Origin of the sequence: Ancylobacter sp. 3268, assembly GCF_031456575.1 — a bacterium.
Classification (GTDB): domain Bacteria; phylum Pseudomonadota; class Alphaproteobacteria; order Rhizobiales; family Xanthobacteraceae; genus Ancylobacter.
The window spans coordinates 229,859-256,305 of sequence record NZ_JAVDUX010000006.1 but is presented as its reverse complement, the minus strand read 5'-3'; the positions used below and the strand labels follow the sequence as shown (position 1 = coordinate 256,305).

23 protein-coding genes and 2 riboswitches are annotated in these 26,447 nt (G+C 70.0%); of the genes, 14 read left to right on the top strand and 9 right to left on the bottom strand.

Annotation, left to right across the window (positions count from 1 at the left end; translation table 11 throughout):
- Positions 1 to 2: 2 nt before the first annotated feature.
- Positions 3 to 1,406, bottom strand: coding sequence for a GntP family permease (locus J2X65_RS11220; protein WP_310200995.1), 1,404 nt, complete (start codon positions 1,404 to 1,406; stop codon positions 3 to 5).
- 107 nt (positions 1,407 to 1,513) lie between these two features.
- Between J2X65_RS11220 and J2X65_RS11215 the strand changes: the two genes are divergently transcribed.
- Positions 1,514 to 2,797, top strand: a complete 1,284-nt coding sequence (locus tag J2X65_RS11215) for a cellulase family glycosylhydrolase (protein WP_310200994.1) — start codon at positions 1,514 to 1,516, stop codon at positions 2,795 to 2,797.
- 11 nt (positions 2,798 to 2,808) lie between these two features.
- Positions 2,809 to 3,339: a dihydrofolate reductase family protein gene (locus J2X65_RS11210; protein WP_310200993.1), complete on the top strand. Its 531-nt coding sequence runs from the start codon at positions 2,809 to 2,811 to the stop codon at positions 3,337 to 3,339.
- Between the two features lie 69 nt (positions 3,340 to 3,408).
- Here J2X65_RS11210 and J2X65_RS11205 read toward each other — a convergent pair whose 3' ends face one another.
- Positions 3,409 to 3,684 (bottom strand): metal-sensitive transcriptional regulator, encoded by a 276-nt coding sequence (locus tag J2X65_RS11205; RefSeq protein ID WP_310200992.1) that lies wholly within the window; start codon positions 3,682 to 3,684, stop codon positions 3,409 to 3,411.
- Positions 3,685 to 3,756: 72 nt separating this feature from the next.
- On the opposite strand from J2X65_RS11205, the gene J2X65_RS11200 reads away from it, so the two are divergent.
- Positions 3,757 to 6,267: a heavy metal translocating P-type ATPase gene (locus tag J2X65_RS11200; RefSeq protein WP_404977690.1), complete on the top strand. Its 2,511-nt coding sequence runs from the start codon at positions 3,757 to 3,759 to the stop codon at positions 6,265 to 6,267.
- Between the two features lie 49 nt (positions 6,268 to 6,316).
- On the opposite strand, the gene J2X65_RS11195 is transcribed toward J2X65_RS11200, so the two are convergent.
- The 3 genes from J2X65_RS11195 to J2X65_RS11185 all read right to left on the bottom strand — a co-directional run bounded on the left by J2X65_RS11195 (position 6,317) and on the right by J2X65_RS11185 (position 10,033).
- Entirely contained in the window at positions 6,317 to 7,072 is a 756-nt protein-coding gene (locus J2X65_RS11195; protein ID WP_310200991.1) for an SDR family NAD(P)-dependent oxidoreductase, read from the bottom strand.
- 340 nt (positions 7,073 to 7,412) lie between these two features.
- Complete coding sequence (locus J2X65_RS11190; RefSeq protein ID WP_310200990.1) at positions 7,413 to 8,714, bottom strand: D-amino acid dehydrogenase; 1,302 nt, start codon at positions 8,712 to 8,714, stop codon at positions 7,413 to 7,415.
- Positions 8,715 to 8,794: 80 nt separating this feature from the next.
- A riboswitch (glycine riboswitch) is annotated at positions 8,795 to 8,920 on the bottom strand.
- Between the two features lies 1 nt (position 8,921).
- Positions 8,922 to 9,025: riboswitch (glycine riboswitch) on the bottom strand.
- A gap of 102 nt (positions 9,026 to 9,127) precedes the next feature.
- Complete coding sequence (locus J2X65_RS11185) at positions 9,128 to 10,033, bottom strand: MipA/OmpV family protein (RefSeq protein WP_310200989.1); 906 nt, start codon at positions 10,031 to 10,033, stop codon at positions 9,128 to 9,130.
- A 140-nt stretch (positions 10,034 to 10,173) separates the two neighbouring features.
- On the opposite strand from J2X65_RS11185, the gene J2X65_RS11180 reads away from it, so the two are divergent.
- Entirely contained in the window at positions 10,174 to 11,052 is an 879-nt protein-coding gene (locus J2X65_RS11180; protein ID WP_310200988.1) for a LytTR family DNA-binding domain-containing protein, read from the top strand.
- On the opposite strand, the gene nadC is transcribed toward J2X65_RS11180, so the two are convergent.
- From nadC to nadA, 3 genes are all read right to left on the bottom strand, one after another.
- The gene (nadC, locus tag J2X65_RS11175; RefSeq protein WP_310200987.1) at positions 11,007 to 11,933 is read right to left on the bottom strand and encodes a carboxylating nicotinate-nucleotide diphosphorylase; all 927 of its coding nucleotides are present in this window, start codon (positions 11,931 to 11,933) and stop codon (positions 11,007 to 11,009) included. The genes J2X65_RS11180 and nadC overlap by 46 nt on opposite strands.
- 115 nt (positions 11,934 to 12,048) lie before the next feature.
- Complete coding sequence (locus tag J2X65_RS11170; RefSeq protein ID WP_310200986.1) at positions 12,049 to 13,608, bottom strand: L-aspartate oxidase; 1,560 nt, start codon at positions 13,606 to 13,608, stop codon at positions 12,049 to 12,051.
- A 153-nt stretch (positions 13,609 to 13,761) separates the two neighbouring features.
- Positions 13,762 to 14,823 (bottom strand): quinolinate synthase NadA, encoded by a 1,062-nt coding sequence (nadA, locus tag J2X65_RS11165; protein ID WP_310200985.1) that lies wholly within the window; start codon positions 14,821 to 14,823, stop codon positions 13,762 to 13,764.
- Positions 14,824 to 15,106: 283 nt separating this feature from the next.
- Here nadA and J2X65_RS11160 point away from each other — a divergent pair, with 283 nt between their 5' ends.
- Both J2X65_RS11160 and J2X65_RS11155 read left to right on the top strand, forming a co-directional pair.
- Positions 15,107 to 16,324: a glycosyltransferase gene (locus J2X65_RS11160; RefSeq protein WP_310200984.1), complete on the top strand. Its 1,218-nt coding sequence runs from the start codon at positions 15,107 to 15,109 to the stop codon at positions 16,322 to 16,324.
- A gap of 76 nt (positions 16,325 to 16,400) precedes the next feature.
- Positions 16,401 to 16,829 (top strand): GNAT family acetyltransferase, encoded by a 429-nt coding sequence (locus J2X65_RS11155; RefSeq protein WP_310200983.1) that lies wholly within the window; start codon positions 16,401 to 16,403, stop codon positions 16,827 to 16,829.
- Positions 16,830 to 17,123: 294 nt separating this feature from the next.
- Here J2X65_RS11155 and J2X65_RS11150 read toward each other — a convergent pair whose 3' ends face one another.
- The gene (locus J2X65_RS11150; protein WP_310200982.1) at positions 17,124 to 18,143 is read right to left on the bottom strand and encodes an NrtR DNA-binding winged helix domain-containing protein; all 1,020 of its coding nucleotides are present in this window, start codon (positions 18,141 to 18,143) and stop codon (positions 17,124 to 17,126) included.
- A gap of 114 nt (positions 18,144 to 18,257) precedes the next feature.
- Between J2X65_RS11150 and J2X65_RS11145 the strand changes: the two genes are divergently transcribed.
- The 8 genes from J2X65_RS11145 (at position 18,258) to ade (ending at position 26,427) form a co-directional block, all read left to right on the top strand.
- Positions 18,258 to 19,091, top strand: coding sequence for an aldo/keto reductase (locus J2X65_RS11145; RefSeq protein WP_310200981.1), 834 nt, complete (start codon positions 18,258 to 18,260; stop codon positions 19,089 to 19,091).
- The gene (locus tag J2X65_RS11140; protein ID WP_310200980.1) at positions 19,088 to 19,858 is read left to right on the top strand and encodes an ABC transporter ATP-binding protein; all 771 of its coding nucleotides are present in this window, start codon (positions 19,088 to 19,090) and stop codon (positions 19,856 to 19,858) included. The genes J2X65_RS11145 and J2X65_RS11140 overlap by 4 nt, the downstream gene beginning before the upstream one ends.
- Entirely contained in the window at positions 19,855 to 20,466 is a 612-nt protein-coding gene (locus J2X65_RS11135) for an energy-coupling factor transporter transmembrane component T (RefSeq protein ID WP_310200979.1), read from the top strand. Before J2X65_RS11140 ends, J2X65_RS11135 begins: the two co-directional genes overlap by 4 nt.
- Before the next feature lie 46 nt (positions 20,467 to 20,512).
- Positions 20,513 to 21,070, top strand: a complete 558-nt coding sequence (locus J2X65_RS11130) for a biotin transporter BioY (RefSeq protein ID WP_310200978.1) — start codon at positions 20,513 to 20,515, stop codon at positions 21,068 to 21,070.
- 61 nt (positions 21,071 to 21,131) lie between these two features.
- A complete protein-coding gene (locus J2X65_RS11125) occupies positions 21,132 to 22,574 on the top strand; it encodes an AMP-binding protein (protein ID WP_310200977.1) in 1,443 nt (480 codons plus the stop codon).
- 110 nt (positions 22,575 to 22,684) lie between these two features.
- On the top strand, positions 22,685 to 23,467 hold the full coding sequence (locus tag J2X65_RS11120) for a DeoR/GlpR family DNA-binding transcription regulator (protein ID WP_310200976.1): 783 nt from the start codon (positions 22,685 to 22,687) through the stop codon (positions 23,465 to 23,467).
- 189 nt (positions 23,468 to 23,656) lie between these two features.
- Positions 23,657 to 24,607 carry an aldo/keto reductase gene (locus J2X65_RS11115; protein WP_310200975.1) on the top strand — a complete coding sequence of 317 codons (951 nt, stop codon included), beginning with the start codon at positions 23,657 to 23,659 and terminating at the stop codon, positions 24,605 to 24,607.
- A 92-nt stretch (positions 24,608 to 24,699) separates the two neighbouring features.
- A complete protein-coding gene (ade, locus tag J2X65_RS11110) occupies positions 24,700 to 26,427 on the top strand; it encodes an adenine deaminase (RefSeq protein WP_310200974.1) in 1,728 nt (575 codons plus the stop codon).
- The last annotated feature ends 20 nt before the right edge of the window (positions 26,428 to 26,447 follow it).

Sequence of the window (26,447 nt, the reverse complement as noted above, 5' to 3'; positions counted from 1 at the left end):
GCTCAGCTAAACAGCAATCGCAGCAAGATCAGGGCCGCGAGCACCACCGTTCCCTGCACCGCGGTGCCCAGCGAGAACCGTGCCACCGCGGCGGCCGGTGACAGGCGGGCCGCTTGCGCCACCAGCCAGAACAGCCCGTCATTGAGGTGTGAGACCGTCATCGCCCCGGCGCCGATGGCGAGCGCGGCGAGCGCCCGGCCGGCCGGATCGCCGAGGCCGAGCGGCACGGCAAGTTCCATCATCATGCCGGCCGCGGTGATGGCGGCGACCAGCGAAGAGCCCTGCAACGTCTTCATCACCGCCGCCAGCGCGAAGGGCAGCAGCAGCGCCAGCGCGCCGGCCGGATGCCAGCCCAGCAGCCGCTCGGCATTCATCTCCGCCATGCCGGTCTCCTGCGCCATCTTGGCGAGGCCGCCGGCGACGCCGATCAGCAGGATCAGCCCGGCGGCGCCGGCGAGGCCGCGCCCGACCCAGCCCTGTTCGCCAAAGCCGCCGGCCTCGCGATGCCAGCTCACCAGCAGCATCAGCGCCACGCCGGCTAGCAACAGCGCCGGCGGCCGGCCGAGCGCCAGCAGGAACTCGCGGTTGGAGCCGCCGCCCAGCGGCTCGGAGGCGATGTCGCCGAGCGACTGGGTGATCAGCAGCGCGATCAGCCCGACGCTCACCAGCACCAGCGCCAGCGCCGCCCGTTTCGGCGCGTGCAGGCTGTCGCCGTCCATCACCGCGCTGGTGTCGGCCTCGACCGGTCGGCCGGAGGCGGCGGCTCGGGCGAAGCCGAGCCCGACCAGCACCGCCAGCACCGCCACCGGCACGCCATAGGCGAGGGCGAGCGACCAGTCGGCGGCAAGGATGGTGGCGCTGGCCAGCATCACCGGGGCGGGGATGAGCAGGCCATGCGCGCCGGAGAGCGACAGGCCGAGGGCAAGCGCCGGGCGCGGCGCCCCGCCGCCCAGCGCCCGCAGCAGCGGGGTGAGCACGGCGAAGGCGGCGGCCGGCGTGGAGGCGACGCCGGAGACGAGGCCGACCGCTGCCAGCGGCAGCGAGCGGCTGCGCCAGCCTCGCGCCTTCTCCTTCAGCCAGGCGGTGGCGCCGGCGGCATCGGCGATGGCGGCGAGGAAGGCCGCCGCCAGCACGGTGAGGCCGAGCCCGTTCACGCTCTGCGCGAAGCCGAGCCCGAATGCCTTGGTGAAATGGCTGGTCGACATGCCCGCGGCGTAGCCGAAGCCGGTGGCGCCGACGAGCAGCGCCAGCAGCGGCAGCACCCGGCCACGGGCGGTAACGGCGAGCACGAAAAACAGGGCGAGGAGGAAGAAGGCGGCCTGGTAAAGCGACATGAACGGGAAGAACCGTGACGTTGCGCTGGGCAGCAGGGCGGGAAAGGCGGCGGGAAAAAGCGAAAGCTGCAATGGATTAGCCCGAGCGGGCAGCGCTGTCACCCCGCCGCGCCGCAACGCAGCAAATCCGGCGCGGCGGAGATTTCCCGCGTGCCGGACATGCGCTAGCTTGGCGCGCCATGATCGCTCGCCCCCGCTCCCGCTTCTGCATTTCCGCCGCCCTTGTCGCTTTCGCCGTCGCTTTCGTCGCGCCGGCCTCGGCGCAGCAGGCCGCTTCCACCCCGCCCTCGCCGAACGGGGCGCTGGCCGGCTTCGTGCGCGCCGAGGGCACGCGCTTCGTCCGGCCGGACGGCTCGACCTTCGCGGTCAAGGGCATGAGCTTCGGCAACTGGCTGCTGCCGGAAGGTTACATGTTCAAGTTCAAGGTCCAGCGCTCGCCGCGCGAGATCGAGGACGTGATCCAGTACCTCGCTGGCCCGGAGGAGGCGGCGCGGTTCTGGAAGGATTTCCGCGACGTGTATATCCGCGAGGACGACTTCGCCTTCCTGTCGGCGGCCGGCTTCACCACCGTCCGCGTGCCGCTGCACTGGAAATTCTTCCTCGATCCCGCCGATCCTTCGCGGGTCGATCCGCAGGGCGAGGGCTGGGCGCTGATCGACCGCGCCCTCGGCTGGGCGAAGGCGCACGGCATCAAGGTCATCCTCGATATCCACGCCGCGCCGGGCGGCCAGACCGGGGTGAACCATGACGACGGCGTCGGCTATCCGCTGACCTTCTACGTGCCGGAATTCAGGCGCCGCACCGTCGCCCTGTGGCGGGCGATCGCCGCGCGCTACAGGGACGAGACGGCGGTGCTCGCCTATGATCTGCTCAACGAGCCGATCTCGCCCTATCACGATATGGATTACCTCAATCCGCGGCTGGAGCCGCTCTATGCCGAGATCACCGCGGCGATCCGCTCGGTCGATCCCAACCACCCGGTCATCCTGGCGGCGGCGCAGTGGAGCACCAATTTCGGTGTGTTCGGGCCGCCCTTCGCGGACAATGTCGGCTACACCTACCACAAATTCTGGGCCAGCCCGGAGCGGCGCGAGGTGCAGGACTACGTCAATTTCGCCAATCGCTGGGGCGTGCCGATCTTCCTCGGCGAGACCGGCGAGCTTACCGACGAGTGGAACGCCAAGTACCGGGCGATGAACGAGAAATTCGGCATCGGCTGGAGCTTCTGGACCTATAAGAACCTCGATTCCCGCTCCACCGTGGCCTCGATCGCCAAGCCGGAGGGCTGGGACGCCATCGCCGCCTTCGGCTCGGTGCCGCGCGCGGAGTGGGACAGTATGCAGAGGCCGCCGCGCGAGCAGGTGGTGGCGACGCTGCGGGCCTATCTCGACAATGCCCGCTTCGCCAGGACGACGATCAATCGCGGCTATGTCACCTCGCTCGGTCTTACGGCGCCGGATTAGGGAGGTCCGTCATGGCGAAGCTCGTCTTCGGAATGAACCAGTCCCTCGATGGTTATGTCGACTATATGGCGTTCGGGCCCGGCCCTGCGCTGTTCCGTCACTTCATCGAGCAGGCGCGTGGTCAGGTCGGCAGCCTGTATGGCCGCCGCCTGTACGAGATCATGTCCTATTGGGACGAGGATCGTCCCGAATGGGACGCGGCGCGGCGCGACTTCGCGGCGGCGTGGCAGGCCCAGCTGAAATGGGTGGTGTCGCGCACCCTGACATCGGTGGGTCCCAACGCGACGCTCGTCGGCGGCGATATCGAGGCGGAGATCGGCGCGCTCAAGGCTCGGCTGATCGGGGAGATACAAGTGGGCGGTCCCGGCCTGGCACGAAGCCTGGCCGAGCTCGGTCTCATCGACGAGTATCGCCTCTATCTCCATCCCGTCGTGCTCGGTCGCGGCACGCCGTTCTTTGCTGGCCACCGGCCGCCGCTCCGCCTGACGGCCGCCGATCTCATCGACGGGGACGTGATCCGGCTGACCTATGTTCCCGCCTGACCGGCCTCGCTGACCACGCCGCATCGGCTTCGGCGTGCCCGACCGGCGGCTCGATACGCCGCCAGCGCCTCACCCGTTCACCTTGCCGAGCGTCGCGACCAGCTCGGTGATCTTGCGGCGCTGCTCGTCCGGGTCGCCGGAGGCAATGGCGTGCTCGACGCAATGGGCGACATGGTCGCGCAGCACCTCTTCCTCCACCCGCTTCAGCGCCGCCCGTACCGCCGCAACCTGGGTGACGATGTCGATGCAATAGCGGTTGTCCTCCACCATGCGGGAAATGCCCCGCACCTGACCCTCGATGCGGCTCAGGCGTTTCAGACAGGAACTGCGGGTATCGTTCTGCATGCTTGTCATATACCCTCGGGGGGTATATATCGCAAGCGTCGAATACCCGGGCGGGGTATAGGGAGGATGGCGATGGCTCACGGCGATCACGATCATGAGGCGCGTGTGTCGGGCGAGGGCGCGTCGTGCTGCGGCGGCCATACCGCCCCGAAGCCGAAGGAGCCGGCATCCGCCTGCTGCGGCGGCCATCATCATGATCATGACGATGCGCCCGTTCACGCCCATTCGCACTCCCATTCGCACCGCCACGATCACGGCCATCACCCGGCCGGCGCCGCCGGCGAGGCGTCCCACATGGCCAAGGATCCGGTCTGCGGCATGGACGTCGATCCGCACACCGCGACGCTGAAGGCCGACCATAACGGCCTGACCTATTATTTCTGCTCGGCCGGCTGCCGCACGAAGTTCATCGCCGACCCCGCGAAATATCTCGGCGACCGCGCGCCGGCCGAGCCTGTGCCGGAGGGCACCGAATACACCTGCCCGATGCACCCGGAGATCCGCCAGATCGGCCCCGGCTCCTGCCCGATCTGCGGCATGGCGCTGGAGCCGGTGCTGGTCAGCCTCGACGACGGCCCCAACCACGAACTGATCGACATGACCCGGCGGTTCTGGATCGGCCTCGCGCTGACGCTGCCGGTGTTCGCGCTGGAGATGGGCGCGCATCTCGTGCCGGCGCTGCATCACCTGGTGCCGCCGGAGCTGTCGAGCTGGATCCAGCTGGCGCTCGCCACCCCGGTGGTGCTGTGGGCCGGCTGGCCGTTCTTCCAGCGCGGCTGGGAGTCGCTCGTCTCCCGCAACCTCAACATGTTCACGCTGATCGCGCTCGGGACCGGCGTCGCCTATCTCTATAGCCTCGTCGCCGTGCTGGCGCCCGGCCTGTTCCCGGCCGCCTTCCGCGGCGCCGACGGCACGGTGGCGGTGTATTTCGAAGCGGCCGCCGTCATCACCGTGCTCGTCCTGCTCGGCCAGGTGCTGGAGCTGCGCGCCCGCGAGCAGACCTCCGGCGCGCTGAAGGCACTGCTCGATCTCGCGCCCAAGACCGCCCGCCGCCTCAATGCGGACGACTCGGAGGAGGAGGTGCCGCTCGACGCCATTGCCGTCGGCGACCGGCTGCGGGTGCGGCCGGGCGAGAAGGTGCCGGTCGACGGCACGGTGGAGGAGGGCCGCTCGGCGCTCGACGAGAGCCTCGTCACCGGCGAATCCATGCCGGTCAGCAAGGATGTCGGCGACAAGCTGATCGGCGGCACGCTGAACCGCTCCGGCGGCCTCGTCATGGTGGCGCGGAAGGTCGGCCGCGACACCATGCTGGCGCGTATCGTGCAGATGGTGGCGGAAGCGCAGCGCTCGCGCGCGCCGATCCAGCGCCTTGCCGACCGCGTCGCCGGCTGGTTCGTGCCGCTCGTCGTGCTCTGCGCGCTGCTTGCCTTCGCCGCTTGGGCAATCTTCGGGCCGGACCCGAAATTCGCCCATGGCCTGATCGCCGCGGTGGCGGTGCTGATCATCGCCTGCCCCTGCGCGCTGGGGCTGGCGACGCCGATGTCGATCATGGTCGGGGTGGGGCGCGGCGCGCAGATGGGCGTGCTGATCAGGAACGCCGAGGCGCTGGAACGTCTCGCCTCGGTGGACACCGTCGTGGTCGACAAGACCGGCACGCTCACCGAGGGGTGTCCCAGCCTCGTCGCCCTTGAGCCGGCGGAGGGCTTCGACGAGGCCGGCGCGCTGCTCCTTGCCGCGGCGGTGGAGGCGCCGTCCGAGCATCCGCTCGCCCACGCGATCGTCGAGGCGGCGAAGGCGCGCGGTCTCGATCTGCCCAAGGTGCGCGGCTTCGATTCGCCGGTCGGCAAGGGCGCCTATGGCCTCGTCGAGGGCAAGCGGGTGATGATCGGCTCGGCCGGCTTCCTGTCCGGCCTCGGCATCGACGTGTCGTCGCTCAAGGCCCGCGCCGACATGCTGCGCGCCGATGGCGCCAGCGCCATCTATCTGGCGGTGAACGGCAAGCCGGCCGCCATCCTCGCCATCGCCGACAAGGTGAAGGATACCACCCCCGAGGCGCTGGCCGCGCTCAAAGCGGACGGCGTGCGCGTCGTCATGCTCACCGGCGACAACCGCGTGACCGCGCAGGCGGTGGCGAAGCGGCTCGGCATTGCCGAGGTCGAGGCCGAGGTGTCGCCGGAGGACAAGGCGGCGGTGGTCGCGCGGCTGAAGGGCGAGGGCCGCGTCGTCGCCATGGCCGGCGACGGGGTGAACGACGCCCCCGCGCTGGCGGCGGCCGATGTCGGCATCGCCATGGGCCACGGCACCGATGTCGCCATCGAGAGCGCCGGGGTGACGCTGCTCAAGGGCGACCTGATGGGCATCGTGCGGGCGCGGCGGCTGTCGGCGGCGACCATGGCAAACATCCGGCAGAACCTGTTCTTCGCCTTCGTCTACAATGCCGCCGGCGTGCCGATCGCGGCGGGCGTGCTCTATCCGATCTTCGGCCTGCTGCTGTCGCCGATGGTGGCGGCGCTCGCCATGTCGCTGTCCTCGGTGAGCGTCATCGGCAATGCGCTGAGGTTGAGGGCGGCGCGGCTCGGCTGACGAGGCGTGCCGCGCCGCCGGCTTGTCCGTCGTCAGATGGCCTATCGGCTCAGGCTGGATTCATGGCGGCAAAGATCGCGTCGTAGCGTCCGTTACGTTCGGCCCAGCGCCTGGCATGGTCACGATCCAGCAGCACTTCGCCCCTCGGATGATCGCCGCGTTCAAGCCGATGCATCACCTCGTCGACATAGGCGTCGAGCGGCATGGCGCGCGGATCGGTTGCCTGCGCGCGGCCCGTGAGTTCCGTCTGCACATAAGGGGGCGACAGCTCCAGCACCTCGACGGGCACGCGCCTGAGTTGATGGCGCAGCGATACGAGCCAGGAGTGCAGGAACGCCTTGGTGGCGCAGTAGGTTGGAAAGTCGGCGCGCGGCAGAAAGGCGAGGGCGGAACTCGTCGCCATGAACGTTGCGTCCGTGCGACGCTTCAGTATGGGAAGAAGCGCGGCGGTGACACGCAGAACACCGAGGATATTGGTTTCGACCATCGCCTCTGCATTCGAGACGTCCCAGTCGTCCGCCGTCATGTCCTCGCTCGTCGAAATGCCGGCATTGGCGATAAGCACGTTGAGCTGGGGAAATCCCGCAGTGATCTCGCGCGAGAGATCGCGAACCGAGGCGGGGTTGTCGAGATCAAGTTCCAGGCCGGCAAAACAAGGCCGTCCCGCGACGATGTCGTCGAGCACAGATTGCCGCCGGCCCGTGATGACAACATGGTTGCCACGCGCGTGGAACGCTTCGGCGAGGGCTCTGCCGATGCCACGGCTTCCGCCAGTGATGAGGATGGTGTTGTTCGTCATTTTCATAGGTGCCGTCCATGCGCCGCGAATGTCGAGCCCTTCCCAGCTGGGATCCTCTCGACAACAGGACGCGTTGGATGACGGTAACGCCTACGGCAGCCCCGAAGGAGCGACTGCACCACGACGATTAGAGATGCAGAACGACCTGGTCAAGCCGTGGCGACGGCGAAGGTCGGCCGGTGCCATGCATGAGATGAGCTGCCATCCCTCACGCGGACATGCCCGGCATCATACCGGGTATGTCCGGCCGTTCGTGCGGGCGACGAACGCGCCTCTGCACACACGCCCCGCCCATTGGATTGTCTTCGCTTGCGCGCCGCGCGTCCCAAAAGATGCGCGGCCCCCCTCACTCCGCCGCCACCGCGAACGTCGCCCCCGCCGCCGGCGCCTCGACCGGCAGCGCGGCAGCGATCTTCTCGCCCACCATCTCGGCGGTGACCGCCGACAGCGTCCAGCCGAGATGGCCGTGGCCGGTGTTGTAGAAAACGCCCGGCAGCTTGCCGGCGCCGACGCGCGGCAGCATGCTCGGCAGCATCGGCCGCAGGCCGGCCCACGGCACGCAGCGGCTGGTGTTCACGTCCGGGAACAGCCGGCGCGTCCAGTCGATCAGCGGCCGCACCCGGTCGTCGCGGATGTCGCGGTTCTCGCCGTTGAACTCGGCGGTGCCGGCGACGCGGAAGCGCTCCTTGCCGAGGCGCGAGGTGACGATCTTGGTCTTGTCGTCGAGCAGGCTCACCCAGGGGGCGCCGTTCTGGCTCTTCTCGTCGTCGAGCATCACGGTGATCGAATAGCCCTTCACCGGATAGATGTTCACCCGGTCGCCGAGCTTGGCGGCGAGGGCGCGCGAGCCGACGCCGGCGCACACCACCACACCGTCGAAGGAGCGGGTCTCATGGGTGACGAGGCCGCTCTCGTCGCCGGCTGCGAAGGAAAAGGCGATGTCGATCCCCGTGCCGTCCCGGCCCTTGCCGGTATGGGTCACGCTCTCCACGGTGGCTTCGTTGACGAAGCTGACGCCGAGCCGCTTGCAGGCATCGGCGAGGCCGCGGGTGAATTTGTGGATGTCGCCGGTGGAATCGGACTCGGTGAAGTAACCGCCATAGTAATTGCCGTGCAGCGTCGGCTCGATCGTGCGCATCTCGTCCGGCGTCACCGCACGGCGGGCGAGGCCGCCCTCGGCATACATCTGGCTGACGCGGCCGGCGGTCTCGAAGCTCGCCTTGTCGCGGTAGATGTGCAGGATGCCGCGCTTCTCGAGATTGAAGTCGATCTTCTCGCGCTCGGCGATCTCGAACATGTATTTGCGCGAGGCGATGGCGAGGCGGGTGGTCTCCACCGTGTTGGCGCGGTAGCTCGGGATGTTGGCGAGGAACTCGGCCATCCAGCTGTATTTGTGCCAGGAGGGCATGGGGTTCATCAGCAGCGGCGCGTCCGGGGTCAGCATCCATTTGATGCCCTTGAACACGGTCGCCCAGGAGTTCCATACCTCGGCATTGGAGGCCGAGAGCTGGCCGCCATTGGCGAAGGAGGTCTCCATCGCCGGATAGCGCTGGCGGTCGATGACGGTGACGTCATAACCTTTGCGGATGAGGGAATAGGCGGTGGTGATACCGGTGATGCCGGCACCGATGACGGCGAAGCTGCGCATGGGGCTCTCCCGCGCTTGAGGACGACGAAGCTGCCTCGCCCATGCCGCTAGGCATGTTTGGCGTTTCAGCCGACTGTCCCCAATCTGTCGCGGATACCTGAGAGCTCGCCCCGAGATCGACGGACAGGCCGCCGTATTCCCGGGCTTCCCCTTCGGTGGGCGACTGGCGCGCCTTCAGCGATGCGCCGCCGCCTCTCTCCAGATTGTCCTGACCATGCGGTCCTTTTGCCTGAGAGTTTCCTGGGGGGTTGCTCCGTCGGCGCCGGCACGCGTCCCGAGAGAGGACTGTCGGTCTCTCCCGCATGATCATTAGCAGACGCTATATGCATCGCACAAAAGCATGCCGCTTTCAAGGGCAGGGCGTGGCGGAGACGGTATGAAGATGCATGGCAGCCGCGCCGCCGGCGCGGCCGTCAGAACCTGTAGCCGATGGCGATGAGACCCGAGGGCTGGAACGCCTCCTGCACGATCGGGCTGTCGGCGGCATCGCCCAGCAGGTATCCCAGCCCTGCCTGCCCGCGCACCAGCCAGTGTTCGTCGAAGGCATAGGTGACGGCGAGCGAGAGGTCGACCCGCTTCAGCCCGGCATCGGCCTGGTATTGCGGCAGGCCCGACGCCGCCGATTGCAGGGCGGTAACGCCGAAATAGCTCTGCATGTAGGTCTCATCCGCCCAGGTGGCGGAGAGGTCGGCGGTGAAGATGAAGCGATCGACCTGATGGTTCAGGTCGACGCCGAACTGGATCTGCGTGCCCTCGCTGCCGCCGACGATGCGCTCGAAGGTGGCGTAGAATTCGGCCGGCCCCATCTCGTAGGCGACCGTGCCGCCCAGCACCGCCCCGGCGTCGATGTCGCCGAGCCCGCGCAGATACGCATCGTCGTCTTCCTTGCGTCCGAGGTCGTAGCCGAGCTTGGCGCTGAAATAGAGGTTGCCGAGGCTGTAGACGTCGACCGAGAGGCCGGTCGGGTCGAACTTCACATGCTCGCCGAAGGTGGCCATGACGAAGGGGACCGGGCTGACCTCGAAGCTGCTGGAGCCCTCATAGCTCGGCTGGATCATCGCGCCGCCGCCCAGCACCACCTGCCAGTCGATGAGCGTCCGGTGGAGGGTGTCGAGCCCGCCGGCAAGGGAAGGCTGCAGCACCGAAGCCGGCACGTCGGAAGACGGGGGCGTCGTTGACGGAACTGCCGAGGGCTGCGCCCCGGACGGCGACACATCGGCCGCCTGCGCGCGCTCGGAGGCGGCCAGAAGCAGGACGGCGGTCAGGCCGGCGGCGGCCGGCCGGGTGGAAAATTTTCGACGGAACTCTCGAGGGAACATGCGGACGCTCGCGATCAACGCTGGAGACCTGTCCAGCTTCGAGCGCATTCACATCGTGCCATCACGTTGCGGCCAGACGGTTTTCGCAAATGCGCCCGAATCTTCGCCAATGGTGCGGCGCAGTATCCGGAGACCGCCGAATGATGCGCTGTTTCGCGAAATTGCAGGGTGTTGCGCGGCGCGATTTCGCGCAGCCGGCGCGCCGCGGGCTGGACGTCGCGTGGCTGCAGGTCCGCGCCGCCGAGTCCTGCTTTTCCTTCGCCCTCGCCCCGGTGCTGGCGTGGATGCGTCCGTTCGGCGTCGACGAGCAGAGTTTCATCGTGCGGATGGGCTACTGGTCGACCCTGCTGGTCGTGTGGTTCGCGCTTGTGGCGGGCGCAAGGTTGGCGCTGGCGGAGCGGCGCGGCTTTGAAGCGCCGCGCCCGGTCCGGCGGGAGGTGGCGGCGGTGCTGCTCGCCGCCGTGCCGATGGTCGTCATCGCCGGCGCGGCGACGCATGCGCTGACCGGCTGGCAGGCGACCCTGCCCGAGGTGCTGGAGATGTATCTGCAGATCCTCGTTCTCGGCGGCACCGCTCTCCTGCTGTCGAGGCTGCTGACGCTCGGCCCGCCGCCGGCCACGGCGGCGCCCGGCCCGCCGCCCGCCGCGCTCGCTCCGCCTTCGCCGGTGGACATCGCTGCACCTGCCGTGTCGCGGCTCGTTCCCCCGCTGGTCGAGCGCCTGCCGCCGGAGCTGCGCGGCCCCCTCGTCTGCCTGCAGATGGAAGACCATTATGTGCGCGTGCACACCATGCGCGGCTCGGCGCTGCTGCTGATGCGGCTCACCGACGCCATCGCCGGCACGCAGCCGGTGGCGGGCCGGCAGGTGCACCGCTCCTGGTGGGTGAGCGATCAGGCGGTGGAGGCCTATGAGCGGGCCGGGCGGGTCGGCGTGCTGCTCCTCAGCAATGGCTGTCGCGTGCCGGTGTCGCAGCGCTATCTCGCCGAGGTGGAGGCGGCGTTCGGCCCGCCCGGCGCCTGAACCACCTCCAGCGCGTCGAGCCCGAGGTCGAGCACCGGGGCGCTGTGGGTGATCCAGCCCACCGAGATCAGGTCCACCCCGCTCGCCGCCACCGCGCCGATGGTCTCGCGATTGATGCGCCCGGACGCCTCGGTGATCGCCCGCCCGCCGACCATCCGCACCGCCTCGGCGAGCGTGGCGGGCGACATGTTGTCGAGCAGCACCGCGTCGACGCCGGCCGTCATCGCCTCGTCGAGTTGGGCCAGCGTGTCGACCTCCACCTCGATCTTCACCATGTGGCCGGCATGGGCGCGGGCACGGGCGATGGCGGTGGCGACGCCGCCGGCCACCGCGATGTGGTTGTCCTTGATCAGCACGGCGTCGTCGAGGCCGAAGCGGTGGTTGGAGCCGCCGCCGGCCTTCACCGCGTGCTTTTCCAGCGCCCTGAGGCCCGGCGTGGTCTTGCGGGTGCACACCACCTGCGCCTTGCCGGGGCTCGGGGCATGCGCGCGGGCGACGCTGACCAGCGATTGGGTGGCGGTGGCGATGCCGGAGAGATGGCTGGCGAAGTTGAGCGCCACCCGCTCGGCGGTCAGGATGGAGCGGGCCGCGCCCTCCACTTTCAGCACCACGTCGCCGGGCGCCATCGGCGCGCCGTCGCCGCGGACGGTCTCGATCCGCAACGCCGGGTCGATCAGCTCGAAGGCCAGCGCCGCGACATCGATGCCGGCGAGCACGCCCGGCTGGCGACTGCCGATCACCGCCGAAAACCGCAGCTCGGCCGGGATCACCGCATCGGTGGTGATGTCGCCGGCGCGGCCGAGATCCTCCAGGAAGGCGGCGCGGACCAGCGGCTCGATCATCAGGCGGGGAAGCGGGGACAGGGACATGGCACGGGTCATGGCAGGGGGCATGGCAGGGGCATGGCACGGGTCTCGGGGCGGGAAGCGGATCGGGCGGGCCTTGGGGGCACCCCCGGCGGTCGGCGTCGGGCAGCGTCGCTTGAGGCGGTCGCTCTCAGGCGACCTGCCGCTCGGCATCGTCGGCCGCGCGCCGCACGCGGCCGGGCTCCGGTTCGATCCCCGGTTCGGCCATCCGGCCGAGCGTCTGGCGGCTGTGCCATGTCGGGGTGGCCGGATGCGGATGGTCGGCGCGGAAATGCCCGCCGCGGCTTTCGGTGCGGGCCAGCGCGGCGCGGGCGACCATGAGCGCCACCTGCGCCGCGTCCCCGTCGCCGGCGAGGGTGGCGACGGCGTCGGCGAGGCCAGCCTTGTCGCGCACCACGCCGACCTGCCGGTCCATCAACTGCCGCAACGCCGGGGGAGGCGGCGCGGGGAGCGCCGGCACCGCGCCCGGCAGCGGCGTGCCGGCAGGGGTGGCGGCGGCGATATCGGCGGCGATCCAGCCGGCATAGGCGAGCGCTTCGAGCAGCGAGTTGCTGGCCAGCCGGTTGGCGCCGTGCAGGCCGGTGGAGGCGACCTCGCCGCAGGCCCACAGGCCGGGCAGGCCGGTGCGGCCCTGCGCGTCCACCTCGACGCCGCCCATATGGTAATGCGCCGCCGGCCGCACCGGTATCGGCTCGCGGACCGGATCGAGCCCATTGGCGCGGCACAGTGCCACCACGCCGGGAAAGCGTGTCTCGACATGCCTGAGCCGGGCATCCAGCACCACGCGGCGGCCGGCCGCCAGCTCGGCGAAGATGGCGCGTGCCACCACGTCGCGCGGCGCGAGCTCGGCGCCGGGAATATCGGCCATGAAGCGTTCGCCGCGATCGTTGAACAGGCGGGCGCCTTCGCCGCGCAGCGCCTCGGTGGCGAGCGGCATCGGCAGGCCCTTTTCCATCGCGCCGCAGGCGATGGCGGTGGGATGAAACTGCACGAACTCCATGTCGCGCATCACCGCGCCCGCACGGGCGGCCAATGCCAGCCCGGAGCCGGTGGCGCCGAGCGGATTGGTGGTGGAGGCGTAGAGCGCGCCCAGCCCGCCGGTCGCCAGCACCACCGCCCGTCCCGCCAGCTCGGCGGCACGGCCTTCCGGGTCCCGCACCGCGACGCCGGCGATGCCGCCGCGCGCGTCGGTGCGCAGCGCGGTGGCTCTCGTGCCTTCCAACAGGGTCACCAGAGGATTGGAGCGGACGGCGGCGATCAGCGTCTGCAGCACCACCCGGCCGGTGCCGTCGCCCTCGGCATGCACGATGCGCCGGCGCGAATGCGCCGCCTCCAGTCCCAGTGCCAGGGCGCCGCCGGCCGCGCGATCGAAGGGCGCGCCGATCGACACCAGCCAGTCGATCGCCGCCGGGGCCGCGCTCGCGACGCGCCGCGCCGCCTCGGGCTCTGCGAGCCCGGCGCCGGCGGTCAGTGTGTCGATGGCGTGCAGGTCCGGCCGGTCGTCGGCGCCGAGCGCGGCGGCGATGCCGCCCTGCGCCCAGAAGGTCGCCGCTCCCGCCCCCAGCGGGCCCGCGACCAGCAGCGTCACCGGCAGCCGTGCGGCGGCGAGGTGCAGCGCGGTGGCCAGCCCGGCAATGCCACCGCCGATGACGATGGCGCCATCGGTCCGTCCGCGGTCGGTATGCGTCATGACGTGGGTCCTGATGGTCTCGCCCGGGGCGAGCGGCTGGAGCATTTTCGAACGACGTGGGTGCCGGTTCGCGTGGACCACTTCACCTGGAGCGCTTCCGGTGAACGGGATTCACCGCAACCGCCTGCCCGCAAAGTGCCCGCCCGCAACCACCTACCGGATGGCGATCATGCGCTCGACCGCCGCGCGGGCGCGCTCGGCCAGCGCCGGGTCGATCTCCACCGCGCCCTCCATGGTCTCCAGCGCCCGGCGGATGTTGGGCAGGGTGATGCGCCGCATGTGCGGGCAGAGATTGCACGGCCGCACGAACTCGATGTCGGGATGGCCCACCGCGACATTGTCGGCCATCGAGCATTCGGTGATCAGCACCACCCGGCCCGGCTTGTGGCTGCCGACATAATTGGCCATGTCGGCGGTGGAGCCGGCATAGTCGGCCTCCGCCACCACCTCGGGCGGGCATTCGGGATGGGCGAGCACCACCACGCCGGGATGGTTCTCGCGCAGGTCGCGTATGTCCTGCGGGGTGAAGCGCTCATGGACCTCGCAATGGCCCTTCCAGGCGATCAGCTCGATCTCCGGCACCTGCTTCTGCACGTTCTGGGCGAGGTATTCGTCCGGCAGCATCAGGATGCGGTTGACGCCCCATTCCTTCGCCACATGGCGCACCACCTTGGCGGCGTTGCCGGAGGTGCAGCAATAGTCGCTCTCGGCCTTCACCTCGGCGGAAGTGTTGACATAGGTCACCACCGGCACGCCGGGATAATGCCGGCGCAGCAGGCGGATATCGGCGCCGGTGATGCTGTCGGCGAGCGAGCAGCCGGCCGCCATGTCCGGCATCAGCACGGTCTTGGAAGGGTTCAGCAGCTTCGCCGTCTCGGCCATGAAATGCACGCCGGCCATGACGATGACGTCGGCCTCGACATTCACCGCCTCGCGCGCCAGCGCCAGGCTGTCGCCGACGATATCGGCCACGGTGTTGAAGATCTCCGGCGCCTGGTAGTTGTGGCCGAGGATCACCGCGTTGCGCTCGCGCTTCAGCCGCTGGATCGCCTCGACCTCGCGGGCGTGGAGCGGCCATTCCGCCGGGGTGATGTGGCGGGCGACCCGCGCATAGAGATCCGGCAGCGGCAGGCCTGCCGTCCCGCCATCGCGGCGCGGCAGGGCGGAGGTGGGGATGGCGGCGTCCTCACGGGCGGTGATGGCGGCGTCGAGCATCGCGACCTCCCTTATGCTCGGATTGAGTATAATTAGGGTCAAGAAGAACCGGGCCAAAGGCCCGGCATCCATTCCTAAGCTGGCTTATGCTAGGACTGAGTATAAGTCGCTGTCAACATGTCGTCACACATCGGACGATGGAACTTCCCTATCGTCGCGGCGATTTGTCCGGATTCGCCCGGCGGCCGCGGCGGCAACCCGCAGAACCGCTGGCGCGGGCTTGACTTGCCGGACCGCTGCGGGCTCTAGGAACGAGGGGCAGGGGAGCCTCGGGGAACCGCGCATGCCTAGCTTCAGACCGCCTTTTCCGTCGCAGAGCGACTGGATGTCGGCCGCGACGGCGGGGGGCCGGGTGGCGGTCATCACCCGCACCCGCGACCGCAATCTTCTGCTCGGGCGGGCGCTGTCGAGCGTGCTCGGCCAGAGCCACGCCGATTGGCACCTCTACCTCGTCAATGATGGCGGCGATGCCGAGTCGGTGGAGGCGACGCTGGCGCCGCATCGCGAGGCGTTCGCCGGACGGCTCACCGCGATCCACAATCCGGTCAGCCTCGGCATGGAGGCGGCCTCGAACCGGGCACTGGCGGCGGCGGAGGCCGGCGGCGACGCGCCCTGCGATTTCATCGTCGTGCATGACGATGACGACGCCTGGCACCCGGATTTCCTGAAAGAGACGGTCGGCTTCCTCCAGCGCGAGGAGAACCGCCGCTACGCCGCCGTCCTCACCCGGATGATCCGCGTTTATGAGCGACTGGAGCCGGACCGGGTCATCGAGCTGAGCCGCGAGCCCTGGCATGACTGGCAGCCCAATCTCGACGGCATCCAGCTGTTGTCGCGCAACGTCTTCTCTCCCATCGCCTTCGTCATCCGCATGGCGGTGGTGCGGCAGATCGGCCTTTATAACGATGCGCTGCCGGTGGTCGGCGACTGGGACTACAATCTGCGCGTTTTCGCGGTGGGCGATATCGGCACTCTCGACCAGCCGCTGGCCTATTACCACCTGCGGCCGGAGGCGACCGGCTCCTACGGCAATTCGGTCGAGGCGGGCCGCCAGCTGCACGCGCGCTATAACGTGCTCTACCGCAATGCGCTGCTGCGCACGCATCTCAATGCGGATCCCGGCGCCGGCGGCGCGGTGATGGCGCTGCTGCACGTCATTGCCGACTACCGCGAAATGGTGTCGCGCCGGCTGGACGCCATCGAGGCGGCGGCGCCGACCCTGGCGCGGCTTCGGGAGATCGCCGAGGGGCAGGCGGCGCTGGCCGGTCGGCTCGGGGCGCTCTTGCCCGAGGGCTCGGTCATGGCGGCGCTACGGGAGGTCGCCGACACCCAATCGGCGCTCGCCGCGCAGGTCGAAGCCCTCGGCCCGGCCATCGCGCGGCAGGCGGAAGGCCAGGCGCAGCTGGCGCGCCGCCTCGACGCCATCGAGGCGCGGCTGGCCAATATCGGCTTCCGGGCGTGGTGGCGCAAACGCTGGCGGCGGCTGCGCGGGCGCTTGTGATCGGGTGCCGGTGCCTTGCAGGCCGCGACCGCCTGCGGCACAGGCGGGCAGCAGCAGGAAACGGGAGTGGCGGCGAGTGAGTGTACCCATCGAGGCGGCGCGGGCGACGGACGAGGCCGCGGTGGTGGCGCTGTGGAGCGCCTGCGGTCTCACCGTGCCCTATAACGACCCGGCGACGGATTTCCGCTTCGCCCGCGCCGGCGCGGCGTCCGATGTGCTGGTGGCGCGGGCGGCGGACGGGGCGGTGGCCGGCACCGTCATGGTCGGGCATGACGGCCATCGCGGCTGGCTCTATTACCTTGCCGCCGCGCCCTCGCGGCAGGGCGAGGGCATCGGCCGGCTCCTGGTCGCGGCGGCGGAGCGCTGGCTGCAGGCGCGCGGCATCGCGAAGGTGCAGCTGCTCGTCCGCGAGACCAACACCCAGGTGGTCGGCTTCTACCGGCATCTCGGCTTCGAGGTGGCGCCGCGCACCGTCATGTCGAAATGGCTCGACGGGAGGGATTGAAGGCCCTCCAAGCGTCGCCATCCCGGCCGCAGGGCGGACCCGACGCGCCCTGGTGCGCCCGCACGCCCACGCGATTCCGGAATCAGCCCTGTGGCCATCTGGCATGACGACGGCGGAGCCAGCTTCTCCCCGTCGGGGAGAGGTGGCCCACGCAGCGGGTCGGTGAAGGGCGGCGCGGTTGCGGAACCAAGGAAGGCCCCTCAACCCCGACCCTCGTCATTGGGGAGAGGAGAAACAAGCCGCCGCGCCATCCCGCCGCAACCGGGCCGCCGCGTCACCGCCGTCCGCCGCGCATCACCGTCGTCCGCCGCTCGGCAGGCGCACGCCCGGCGCCGGGCGCTCCAGCAGCACCTCGCGGCGGAAGCGAACCAGCCGCGCCGGCCGGCCTCCGGTTTCGGAGGTGGCCTCGCCGGTCTCCTCGACCAGGCGCTGCTGTTCGATCAGCCGGCGGAAATTGCCCTTGTGCAGCCGCACGCCCGATAAGGCCTCCACCGTGCGCTGCAATTGCAGCAGGGTGAAGCTCGGCGGCATCAGCTCGAACACCACCGGGCGGTATTTGATCTTGCCGCGCAGCCGGGCGATGGCGAGCGCCAGCATGCGCCGGTGGTCGACGGTCATCTCGACGCCGGCGGCGGCCGGGGCGGCGTGGGTACCGTGTCCGGTACCGCGCTCGCGCAGCGCCCCGTTCTCGCGCAGCGACTCCTGCACCAGACCGGCCTCGTAGAGCAGCTCATAGCGCTCCAGCACCCGTTCCTCGTTCCAGCCGGCTTCCTGCGGGCCGCCGAAGCACAGGGTGATGCGGTCGGCGCGGATGTCGGCGAGGCGCCGCTCGGCCGCCGCCGCCCAGGCACGCAGCCCGCACAGCAGCACGTCGAGCACCGCCGGCCGCCCGCCGCGCCAGTCCTCCCACGGGAAATAGCGGTACCAGCTCTGCCAGGAGGCGTCGGCATCGCCGGCCGGGCGGGCCTCGCGCACCAGGGCGAGATAGGCGAGGGACAGCGAGCGCCGCCCGTCCTCGCCGCGCGCGCGGTCGCCGAAGGTGTAGAGCTGCTCGACATGGCCGAGATGCTGCAGGGTCTGCCGTTCCACCCAGGAGCGCAGGCCGATCTCCAGCGTGCGGTGGCCGCGCTCCAGCGGGCCGGAAGGCAGCCCCTCCCGCCCGTGCGTGTCGCGTGCCTCGCCGTGGCGGATGGCGAGCACCTTGGGGTCGTCGCCCGTGACCGCGAAGATCACCGCGCTGAGCTCGATGCCGAGCTCGTTGTCCTGCTCGGCGGCGGGCGGCGGGGCAAGGCTCTGGGACGGCGCGCTGGACATGGGACTCCGGAAGAAACCGACGGCACCGCTATAAATAGCATGCTTGCGCAGCGGCGGCGGCGATGGCATGCCGGTCCGGACGCAAAAGGTGAGGCAAAGGTTAGGAAACGTGTGATGAAGACGGTTCAGCTTCCCGGCGGCGAGAAGGTCCCCGCGCTCGGCATCGGCACCTGGATGATGGGCGAGCGCCCGGCGGCCCGCAAGGACGAGACCGAATCGGTGCGCCTCGGCGTCGAACTCGGCATGAAGCTGGTCGACACCGCCGAAATGTATGGCGAAGGCGCCTGCGAGAGCTTCCTCGGCGAGGCGCTGGCCGGGCTGCGCGACCAGGTGTTCCTGGTCTCGAAGGTCTATCCGCACAATGCCAGCCGCGCCGGCGTCGTCGCCGCCTGCGAGCGCAGCCTCAAGCGGCTGAAGACCGATCAGCTCGACCTCTATCTGCTGCATTGGCGCGGCGGCGTGCCGCTGGCCGAGACCATCATCGGCTTCGAGCACCTGAAGAGCCAGGGCAAGATCCGCCATTGGGGCGTGTCGAACTTCGATACCGACGATATGAACGAGCTCTATGAGACGCCGGGCGGCGAGGGCTGTTCCACCAATCAGGTGCTCTACAACCTCACCCGCCGTGGCCCGGAATGGGACCTGCTGCCGTGGTTGCAGCAGCACGAGATGCCGCTGATGGCCTATAGCCCGATTGAGCAGGGCCGCATCAAGACCGCCGGGGCGCTCGCCGCCATCGCCGCCAAGCATGGGGCGAAGCCGTTCCAGGTCGCTCTCGCCTGGGCGCTGCGCGATCCCGGCAACATCGTCATCCCCAAGGCTTCGCGGCCCGAGCACATGCGCGAGAACGCCGCCGCCCGCGACATCAAGCTCGATGCCGACGACCTCGCCGCGCTCGACGCCGCCTTCCCGCCGCCGAGCCGCAGGCGCTCGCTGGAAATGCTGTGAGACACGTCGAGCGCCCGGTCGCCGTCGAAGCGGCTGCGGCTGCGGCCGGGGCGCCGGCGATCCGCCTCGATCAGGTCACGCTGCGCCGTGGCGGGCGAACGGTGCTGGACGGCGTCTCGCTCACCCTCGCCGAGCGGCGCATCGGGCTGATCGGCGCCAACGGCTCCGGCAAGAGCTCGCTGGCCCGCCTGCTCAACGGCCTGCTGACGCCCGACGCGGGCCGGGTGGCGGTGCACGGCCTCGACACGCGCGAACACGCCGCCGAGCTGCCGCGCAAGGTCGGCTTCATCTTCCAGAACCCCGACCACCAGATCATCTTCCCCACCGTGGCCGAGGAGATCGGCTTCAGCCTGGAACAGGCCGGGCGCCCGCGGCGCGCGGCGCGGGAGGAGGCGAAGGCGGTGCTGGCCCGCCATGGCCGCGCGCATTGGGCCGAGCGGCCGGTGCACGCGCTCTCGGAGGGCGAGAAGCAGCTTTTGTGCATCATCGCCGTGCTGGTGATGCAGCCGGCGGTGCTGGTGCTCGACGAGCCGTTCTCCAGCCTCGACCTCACCACCCGCCGCCGGCTGGAGGCGCTGATCGCTTCCCTGCCGCAGCAGGTGATCCTGGTCGCGCACGAGCTCGACGCCTTTGCCGGCTATGACCGGGTGGTGTGGCTGCATGAGGGCCGGGTGCGGATGGACGGCACGCCGGAAGCGGTGGTCGCCGCCTATCGTCTCTTCGCCGAGGCGGCCGCCGGCGCGGCGCAGGACGGGGGCACACCGTGATCTCGCTCTATCTCGCCGAGCGCAGCTGGGCGCATGGCGTCCCCGCCGGCTGGAAGCTGCTGGCGCTGGCGCTGATCAGCCTCGCCATCACGCCGTTCGACAGCGTGCCGCTGATGGCGGGCCTGCTGATTGGCGTCCTCCTCCTCTATGCCAGCCTCGGCCGGGCGGCGCTGCGGCAGGTCGCGCTCCTGCGCCCGCTGCTGCCGCTGCTGGCGATCCTGCTCGGCCTGCATTGGTGGACCGGCAGCCTCATGAGCGGCATCGCCATGGTGCTGCGCCTGCTGGCGATGATCCTGCTCGCCAATGCGGTGACCATGACCACCCGCATGGACGACATGATGGACGCCGTCGAGCCGCTCCTGCGCCCGCTGGCCATTTTCGGCCTGTCGCCGCGGGCGCTGGCGCTGATGGTGGCGATGATGCTGCGCTTCGTGCCGCTGCTCTTCGCCTTGTGGGAGGCGCTGGGGGAGAGCTACCGCGCCCGCACCGGCAAGCGCGGCGGCTGGCGCCTGCTCGCGCCCTTCTGTATTCAGACGCTCAGGCTGTCGCACCACACCGCCGAGGCGCTCACCGCCCGCGGCGGTGCTCCGCGAGGCAGGCGCGGATGAAAAAAGCCAAGATGAACACCCCGCCGACGAACCGAGGAAACCGCCGATGAAGGACCGCTCGCTCGTGCAGATCGCCCTCTATGCCGCGATCTTCGCCGTACTCGGGCTGTTGCCCAAATTCGACATTCCGATCGCCGGCGGCGTGCCGATCACCGCGCAGAGCATGGGCGCGATGCTGGCCGGCGTCATGCTCGGGGCCAAGCGCGGCGCGCTCGCCATGCTGCTGGTGCTGTTCGTCGTCGCCCTCGGGGCGCCGCTCCTGGCCGGCGGGCGCGGCGGCCTCGGCGTGTTCTTCACCCCCTCGGCCGGTTTCATCTTCGGCTGGGTGGCGGCGGCTTTCGTCGCCGGCGGCCTGATGAGCCTGCTGCGCCGGCAGGCGGTGTTCGCCTCGGCGCTGATCGCCTCGGTCATCGGCGGCATCGTCGTGCTCTACGCGTTCGGCATTGCCGGCATGGCGCTGAAGACCGACCTGTCTCTCGTCGACGCCGCCAAGGCGTGCCTGATCTTCATCCCCGGCGACGCCATCAAGGCGGTGCTCACCGCGCTGGTCGCCCAGACGGTGGCGCGCGGCATGCCGGAGGCGTTGCTCTCGCGCGCCCGCTGAGCATTTTCGAGCAAGGCGGCTTCCGGCTCGCGTGAAGAAGATGCGCACAAGCGAACGCCGCGTGACCCGCACCATCGGCGACCGCCTCGCGGAGCTGGCGCGGCTGGCGCCGGACCGGCTGGCGCTGGTCTGCGGCGAGGAGCAGCTGAGCCGCGCCGCTTTCGCCGACGCGGTGGCGCGCCGTGCCGCGATCCTGGCCGGGCGGACCCCGGAAGGGGCCGGCATCGCCCTCGCCATGGGCAACAGCCCGGCGCTGGCCGCCGCCTTCTTCGCCTGCGCGGTGAGCGGCCGGCAGGCGCTAGTCTATGATCCGGCCTGGCCGGCCGGCTACCGCGCCGCCGTCGATGCCGCGCTGGCGCCGGCGCTGACGCTGGCGGACGAGGCGGGGCCGATGCAGGTGGAGCCGGGCGCCCCGTTGCCCGGCCCGCACCCCGACGCGCCCTTCTATGTCGGCTTCACCTCCGGCTCCACCGGCCTGCCCAAGGGCTACCGGCGCGGCCACCGCTCGTGGATCGCCAGCTTCGCGGTCAGCGAGCAGGCCTTCGGCCTCACCGCGGACGACGTGATCCTGGCGCCGGGCGGCTTGTCCGCCTCGCTGCATCTCTACGGCGTGGTGCATGCGCTGCATATCGGCGCCGTGGCGGTGATGCTGCGGCTGTTCCACCCGCAGCGCGCGCTGGAAGTCATCGCCCGGCACGGCGTCACCGCGCTCTACGCCACCCCGACCCAGTTGCAGATGCTGGCACGCGCCGCCGCCGAGCAGGGCGTCGCGCTTCCCAGCGTGCGGCTGATCCTGATCAGCGGCGCCAAATGGCGGCCGCAGACCCGCGCGGCGGTGGCCGCCGCCTTTCCCCATGCCGGCATCGCCGAGTTCTATGGCGCGTCGGAAACCAGCTTCATCAGCCTCACCCGTCCGGGCGAGGCGGTGCCGCCGGGCTCGGTCGGCCGCGCCGCGCCGGGTGTCGATCTCGTCATCCGCGACGCTGCCGGGCAGGATCTGCCGCCCGGCAGCACCGGCACCATCTGGGTGGCGAGCCCGATGCTGTTCGAGGGCTATGCCTGCGGCGGCGGTGAGGAGACCCGCCGCGAGCACGGCTATCTCACCATCGGCGATCATGGGCGGCTGGACGCCGGCGGCTATCTCACCCTTGCCGGACGCGAGAAGCGGATGCTGCTGACCTCCGGCCTCAACGTCTATCCGGAGGAGATCGAGACGGTGCTGGCGAGCGCGCCGGGTATCGTCGAGGCGGCGGTGTTCGGCCTGCCGGACCCGTTGCGCGGCGTCGAGCTGGTGGCGGTGCTGCGCGGGCCGGGAGCGGGCGACCATGCCGGCCTCAGGGCGCATTGCCGCCGCCTGCTGCCGGCCGGCAAGCTGCCGCGCCGCTTCGTCGTCCTCGACGATTGGCCGCGCACCGCGGGCGGCAAGGTGGACCTGCCGGCGCTGGAGGCCCGCCTCGCCGCGTGGGCAGCGGCGGAGCGCGGGCAAATGTTGCAGCGCAGCTAAGGGTTTGTTTGCGGTCGGGGCGCCCGATGGTGCAGGATCGCCGCGAATCCTCTCCGGGCGCCTTTCGCCGCCCCGGCGGCGAGCGGGACGACGACGCGGGGCCAACGACAATGAACATCTCCTCCCGTCAGCAGGACATATTGATGCTTGCCCGCGCCCAGGGGCGGGTCAGCGTCGAGGACCTTTCCTCCCGCTACGAGGTGTCGCCGCAGACCATCCGCAAGGATCTCAACGATCTGTGCGTGCGGCGGCTGATGTCGCGCGTGCATGGCGGCGCCGTGGTCGCCTCGGGAGTCGAGAACCTCGCCTATGAGGCGCGCCGGGTGATGGCGCAGGGCGCCAAGCGCGCCATCGCCGAGGCGGCGGCCAATATCGTGCCGAACCGGGCCTCGCTGTTCATCAATATCGGCACCACCACCGAGGAGGTCGCCCGTGCGCTGGGCAGTCACGAGGACCTGCTGGTGATCACCAACAACCTCAATGTCGCCACCGAGCTCTACCGCCACCCGACCATCGAGCTGATCATGGCCGGCGGTCCGGTGCGCCATGCCGACGGCGCGGTGATCGGCTCCTCGGCGGTCGATTTCGTGCGCCAGTTCCGCGTCGACTACGCCGTGATCGGTGCCTCCGCCATCGAGGAGGACGGCACGCTGCTCGATTTCGACTATCGCGAGGTGCAGGTGGCCCGCGCCATCATCGACAATGCCCGGCAGGTGATCCTGGTCGCCGACCGCTCCAAGCTGGAGCGCTCCGCGCCGGTGCGCATCGGCGAGATGAAGGAGATCGACACCTTCGTCACCGATGCCGTCTCCTCGCCGCTGCTGCGCGAGGTCTGCGCCCGCGATCAGGTCGAGCTGATCGAAGTCGGCGGCGCCGAGGACGAGGCGTTCTGATCCCTTGCCGGTCTTCCGGCACAGGAGCGGCGGCATTCCCCTCCGACATTTTCCCGTGATGCTCCGCCGTCTAAAGAACAATCGGCAGGTGGTTCGCGCATCCGCGCGTCTTGTCTAAACTCCGGCCGGGAATCCGCCGCCGGATTCGCGCCGCAAATCTGTCCTTGCCGCGTCCGCAGGAGAACACGCATGGAACTTCGCCGTCTCGGTCGCTCCGACCTCCTCGTGCCGCCGCTGTGCTTCGGCGGCAATGTATTCGGCTGGACCGCCGACGAGGCGACGAGCTTCCGCCTGCTCGACGAGCTCCTGGCCGCCGGCTTCAACTTCATCGACACCGCCGACGTCTATTCCCGCTGGGCGCCCGGCCATGTCGGCGGCGAATCCGAGACCATCATCGGCAAATGGATAAAGGCGCGCGGCAATCGCGACAGGATCGTGCTCGCCACCAAGGTCGGCGCCGATATGGGGCGCGGCAAGGTCTGCCTGAAGGCGGACTATATCGCCGAGGCGGTGGAGGCCTCGCTGAAGCGCCTGCAGACCGACCGCATCGACCTCTACCAGTCGCATTGGGACGACGCAGAGACCCCCTTCGAGGAGGTGCTCCACGCCTATGACACGCTGATCAAGGCCGGCAAGGTCCGGATCATCGGCGCCTCCAACCTCACCGGCCAGCGCCTGTTCGACGCGCTGGCGGTGAGCACCCGCGAGCACCTGCCGCGCTACGAGACCATCCAGCCGGAATACAATCTCTGCGAACGCGCCGCCTACGAGACCGACATCGAGCCGGTGGCCCGCGCCAACGGCCTCGGCGTCATCACCTATTTCTCGCTGGCGGCCGGCTTCCTTACCGGCAAGTACCGTTCGCCGGAGGACGCCGGCAAGAGCGTGCGCGGCGGCGAGAACGTCCGCAAATACCTCAATCCGCGCGGCCTCGGCATTCTCGCCGCCCTCGACGCGGTGGCCGCCGAGCACGGCGCCAACCCGACGCAGGTGGCGCTCGCCTGGGTGATGGCGCGTCCCTCCGTCACCGCCGCCATCGCCAGCGCCTCGAAGCCCGAGCAGCTCGGCGACCTGATCGCCGCCGCCGAGCTCGGCTTGACGGCAGGCGACATCGACCGGCTGAATGCCGCCAGCGCGTGAGGGAGGTCACCTTCCTCGGACAGGCATGAGCGATTTCTCCTCTCCCTGTCGGGGGGAGGGAATCCAAGCGACAGCTCTTCAGGAGAACCCGCATGACTCCCGCCGGCCGCGACGAGATCGCCCGCTTCATCGACCAGGGGCGCGGCGTCGCGCCGGCCGATCTCGTCATCAAGGGCGTGCGGCTGCTCGACGTCATCACCGGCGCGGTGACCGAAACCGACATCGCTATCTGCGGCGATCGCATCGTCGGCACCTATGGCAGCTATGAGGGCGCCACGGTCATCGACGGCGCCGGCCTCACGGCGGTGCCGGGCTTCATCGATACGCATCTGCATGTCGAATCCTCGCTGGTCACGCCGCTGGAGTTCGATCGCTGCGTGCTGCCGCACGGCGTCACCACGGCGATCTGCGACCCGCACGAGATCGCCAATGTGCTGGGCGCCGAGGGCATCCGCTATTTCCAGGCCTGCGCCCGCCACACGGTGATGGACCTGCGGGTGCAGCTCTCCTCCTGCGTGCCGGCCACCCGGTTCGAGACCGCCGGCGCCGAGCTGACCGCCGCCGACCTCGTCGCGCTGAGGGGCGACCCCTCCGGCATCGGCCTCGCCGAGTTCATGAATTTTCCCGGCGTGCTGTTCAAGGACGAGGGCTGCCTGGACAAGCTCGCCGCCTTCTCGGGCGGGCACATAGACGGCCACGCGCCGCTGCTCTCCGGGCGGGACCTCAACGGCTACATCGCCGCCGGCATCCGCACCGAGCATGAGGCGACGACGCTGGAGGAGGCGCGCGAGAAGCTGATGAAGGGCATGAACGTCCTCATCCGCGAGGGCTCGGTGTCGAAGGACCTCCACGCGCTGATCCCGCTGATCTCCGCCGATACCTCCGCCTATCTCGCCTTCTGCACGGATGACCGCAACCCGCTCGACATCGCCGAGGAAGGCCATCTCGACTACATGATCCGCACCGCCATCGCCAATGGCGCGCCGCTGCACCATGTCTACCGCGTCGCCAGCCTCTCGGCGGCCAACGCCTTCGGGCTGACCGACCGCGGGCTGATCGCGCCGGGGCGGCGGGCCGACATCGTACTGGTGGATGATCTCGCGCGGTGCACCGTGCGCCATGTCGTCTCCGCCGGCCGGCTGGTGACGCCGGAATTGTTCGCCGCGCGCGGGCAGGTGAACCCGGTCGGTCTCGATTCCGTGAAGCTGAAGCCGACCACCGCCGACAATTTCCGCATTCCCGCCAATCGCGCGGCGACGCGGGTGATCGGCGTGGTGCCCGGCCGCATCATCACCGAGGACCTCGCCATGGAGATGCCCATCGAAGGCGGCGCCAAGCAGGTGGACCTGGCGCAGGACGCCGTGAAGGTTTGCGTCGTCGAGCGCCACGGACGCTCCGGCGATGGCCGCACCGGCAATATCGGCCGCGGCTTCGTGTGTGGCTTCGGCATGAAGCGCGGCGCCATCGCCTCCTCGGTCGGCCATGACAGCCACAATATCTGCGTCGTCGGCGTCGACGACGGCGACATGGCGGTGGCGGTGAATCGTCTCATCGAGCTGCGCGGCGGCTTCGCGGTGGCCGAGGGCGGCGTGGTCACCGCCGAGCTCGCCCTGCCGGTGGCCGGGCTGATGTCCGACCGGGCCTTCGAGGAGGTGCATGACGCGCTGATCGCCCTGCGCGCCGCCGCCAGGGCGCTCGGCGTGGTGCTGCCCGAGCCGTTCCTGCAGGTGGCCTTCCTGCCGCTGCCGGTGATCCCGCATCTGAAGATCACCGATTTCGGCATGTTCGACGTCAACCGCTTCGAGCTCGTCGAGGGATGAGTTTTGGCCGAAGGAGGGCC

Excerpts from the sequence above, each read along its gene's own strand:
- J2X65_RS11210 (WP_310200993.1), top strand. The coding sequence starts at position 2,809 with ATGGCGAAGCTCGTCTTCGGAATGAACCAGTCCCTCGATGGTTATGTC.
- nadA (WP_310200985.1), bottom strand. The coding sequence starts at position 14,823 with ATGCTCGACGCCGCCATCACCGCCCGTGAGGACGCCGCCATCCCCACC.
- J2X65_RS11150 (WP_310200982.1), bottom strand. The coding sequence starts at position 18,143 with ATGTCCAGCGCGCCGTCCCAGAGCCTTGCCCCGCCGCCCGCCGCCGAG.
- J2X65_RS11160 (WP_310200984.1), top strand. The coding sequence starts at position 15,107 with ATGCCTAGCTTCAGACCGCCTTTTCCGTCGCAGAGCGACTGGATGTCG.
- J2X65_RS11185 (WP_310200989.1), bottom strand. The coding sequence starts at position 10,033 with ATGTTCCCTCGAGAGTTCCGTCGAAAATTTTCCACCCGGCCGGCCGCC.
- J2X65_RS11200 (WP_404977690.1), top strand. The coding sequence starts at position 3,757 with ATGGCTCACGGCGATCACGATCATGAGGCGCGTGTGTCGGGCGAGGGC.
- J2X65_RS11170 (WP_310200986.1), bottom strand. The coding sequence starts at position 13,608 with ATGACGCATACCGACCGCGGACGGACCGATGGCGCCATCGTCATCGGC.
- J2X65_RS11190 (WP_310200990.1), bottom strand. The coding sequence starts at position 8,714 with ATGCGCAGCTTCGCCGTCATCGGTGCCGGCATCACCGGTATCACCACC.
- nadC (WP_310200987.1), bottom strand. The coding sequence starts at position 11,933 with ATGACCCGTGCCATGTCCCTGTCCCCGCTTCCCCGCCTGATGATCGAG.
- J2X65_RS11180 (WP_310200988.1), top strand. The coding sequence starts at position 10,174 with ATGATGCGCTGTTTCGCGAAATTGCAGGGTGTTGCGCGGCGCGATTTC.
- J2X65_RS11130 (WP_310200978.1), top strand. The coding sequence starts at position 20,513 with ATGAAGGACCGCTCGCTCGTGCAGATCGCCCTCTATGCCGCGATCTTC.
- J2X65_RS11205 (WP_310200992.1), bottom strand. The coding sequence starts at position 3,684 with ATGCAGAACGATACCCGCAGTTCCTGTCTGAAACGCCTGAGCCGCATC.
- J2X65_RS11145 (WP_310200981.1), top strand. The coding sequence starts at position 18,258 with ATGAAGACGGTTCAGCTTCCCGGCGGCGAGAAGGTCCCCGCGCTCGGC.
- J2X65_RS11120 (WP_310200976.1), top strand. The coding sequence starts at position 22,685 with ATGAACATCTCCTCCCGTCAGCAGGACATATTGATGCTTGCCCGCGCC.
- J2X65_RS11195 (WP_310200991.1), bottom strand. The coding sequence starts at position 7,072 with ATGAAAATGACGAACAACACCATCCTCATCACTGGCGGAAGCCGTGGC.
- ade (WP_310200974.1), top strand. The coding sequence starts at position 24,700 with ATGACTCCCGCCGGCCGCGACGAGATCGCCCGCTTCATCGACCAGGGG.
- J2X65_RS11215 (WP_310200994.1), top strand. The coding sequence starts at position 1,514 with ATGATCGCTCGCCCCCGCTCCCGCTTCTGCATTTCCGCCGCCCTTGTC.
- J2X65_RS11115 (WP_310200975.1), top strand. The coding sequence starts at position 23,657 with ATGGAACTTCGCCGTCTCGGTCGCTCCGACCTCCTCGTGCCGCCGCTG.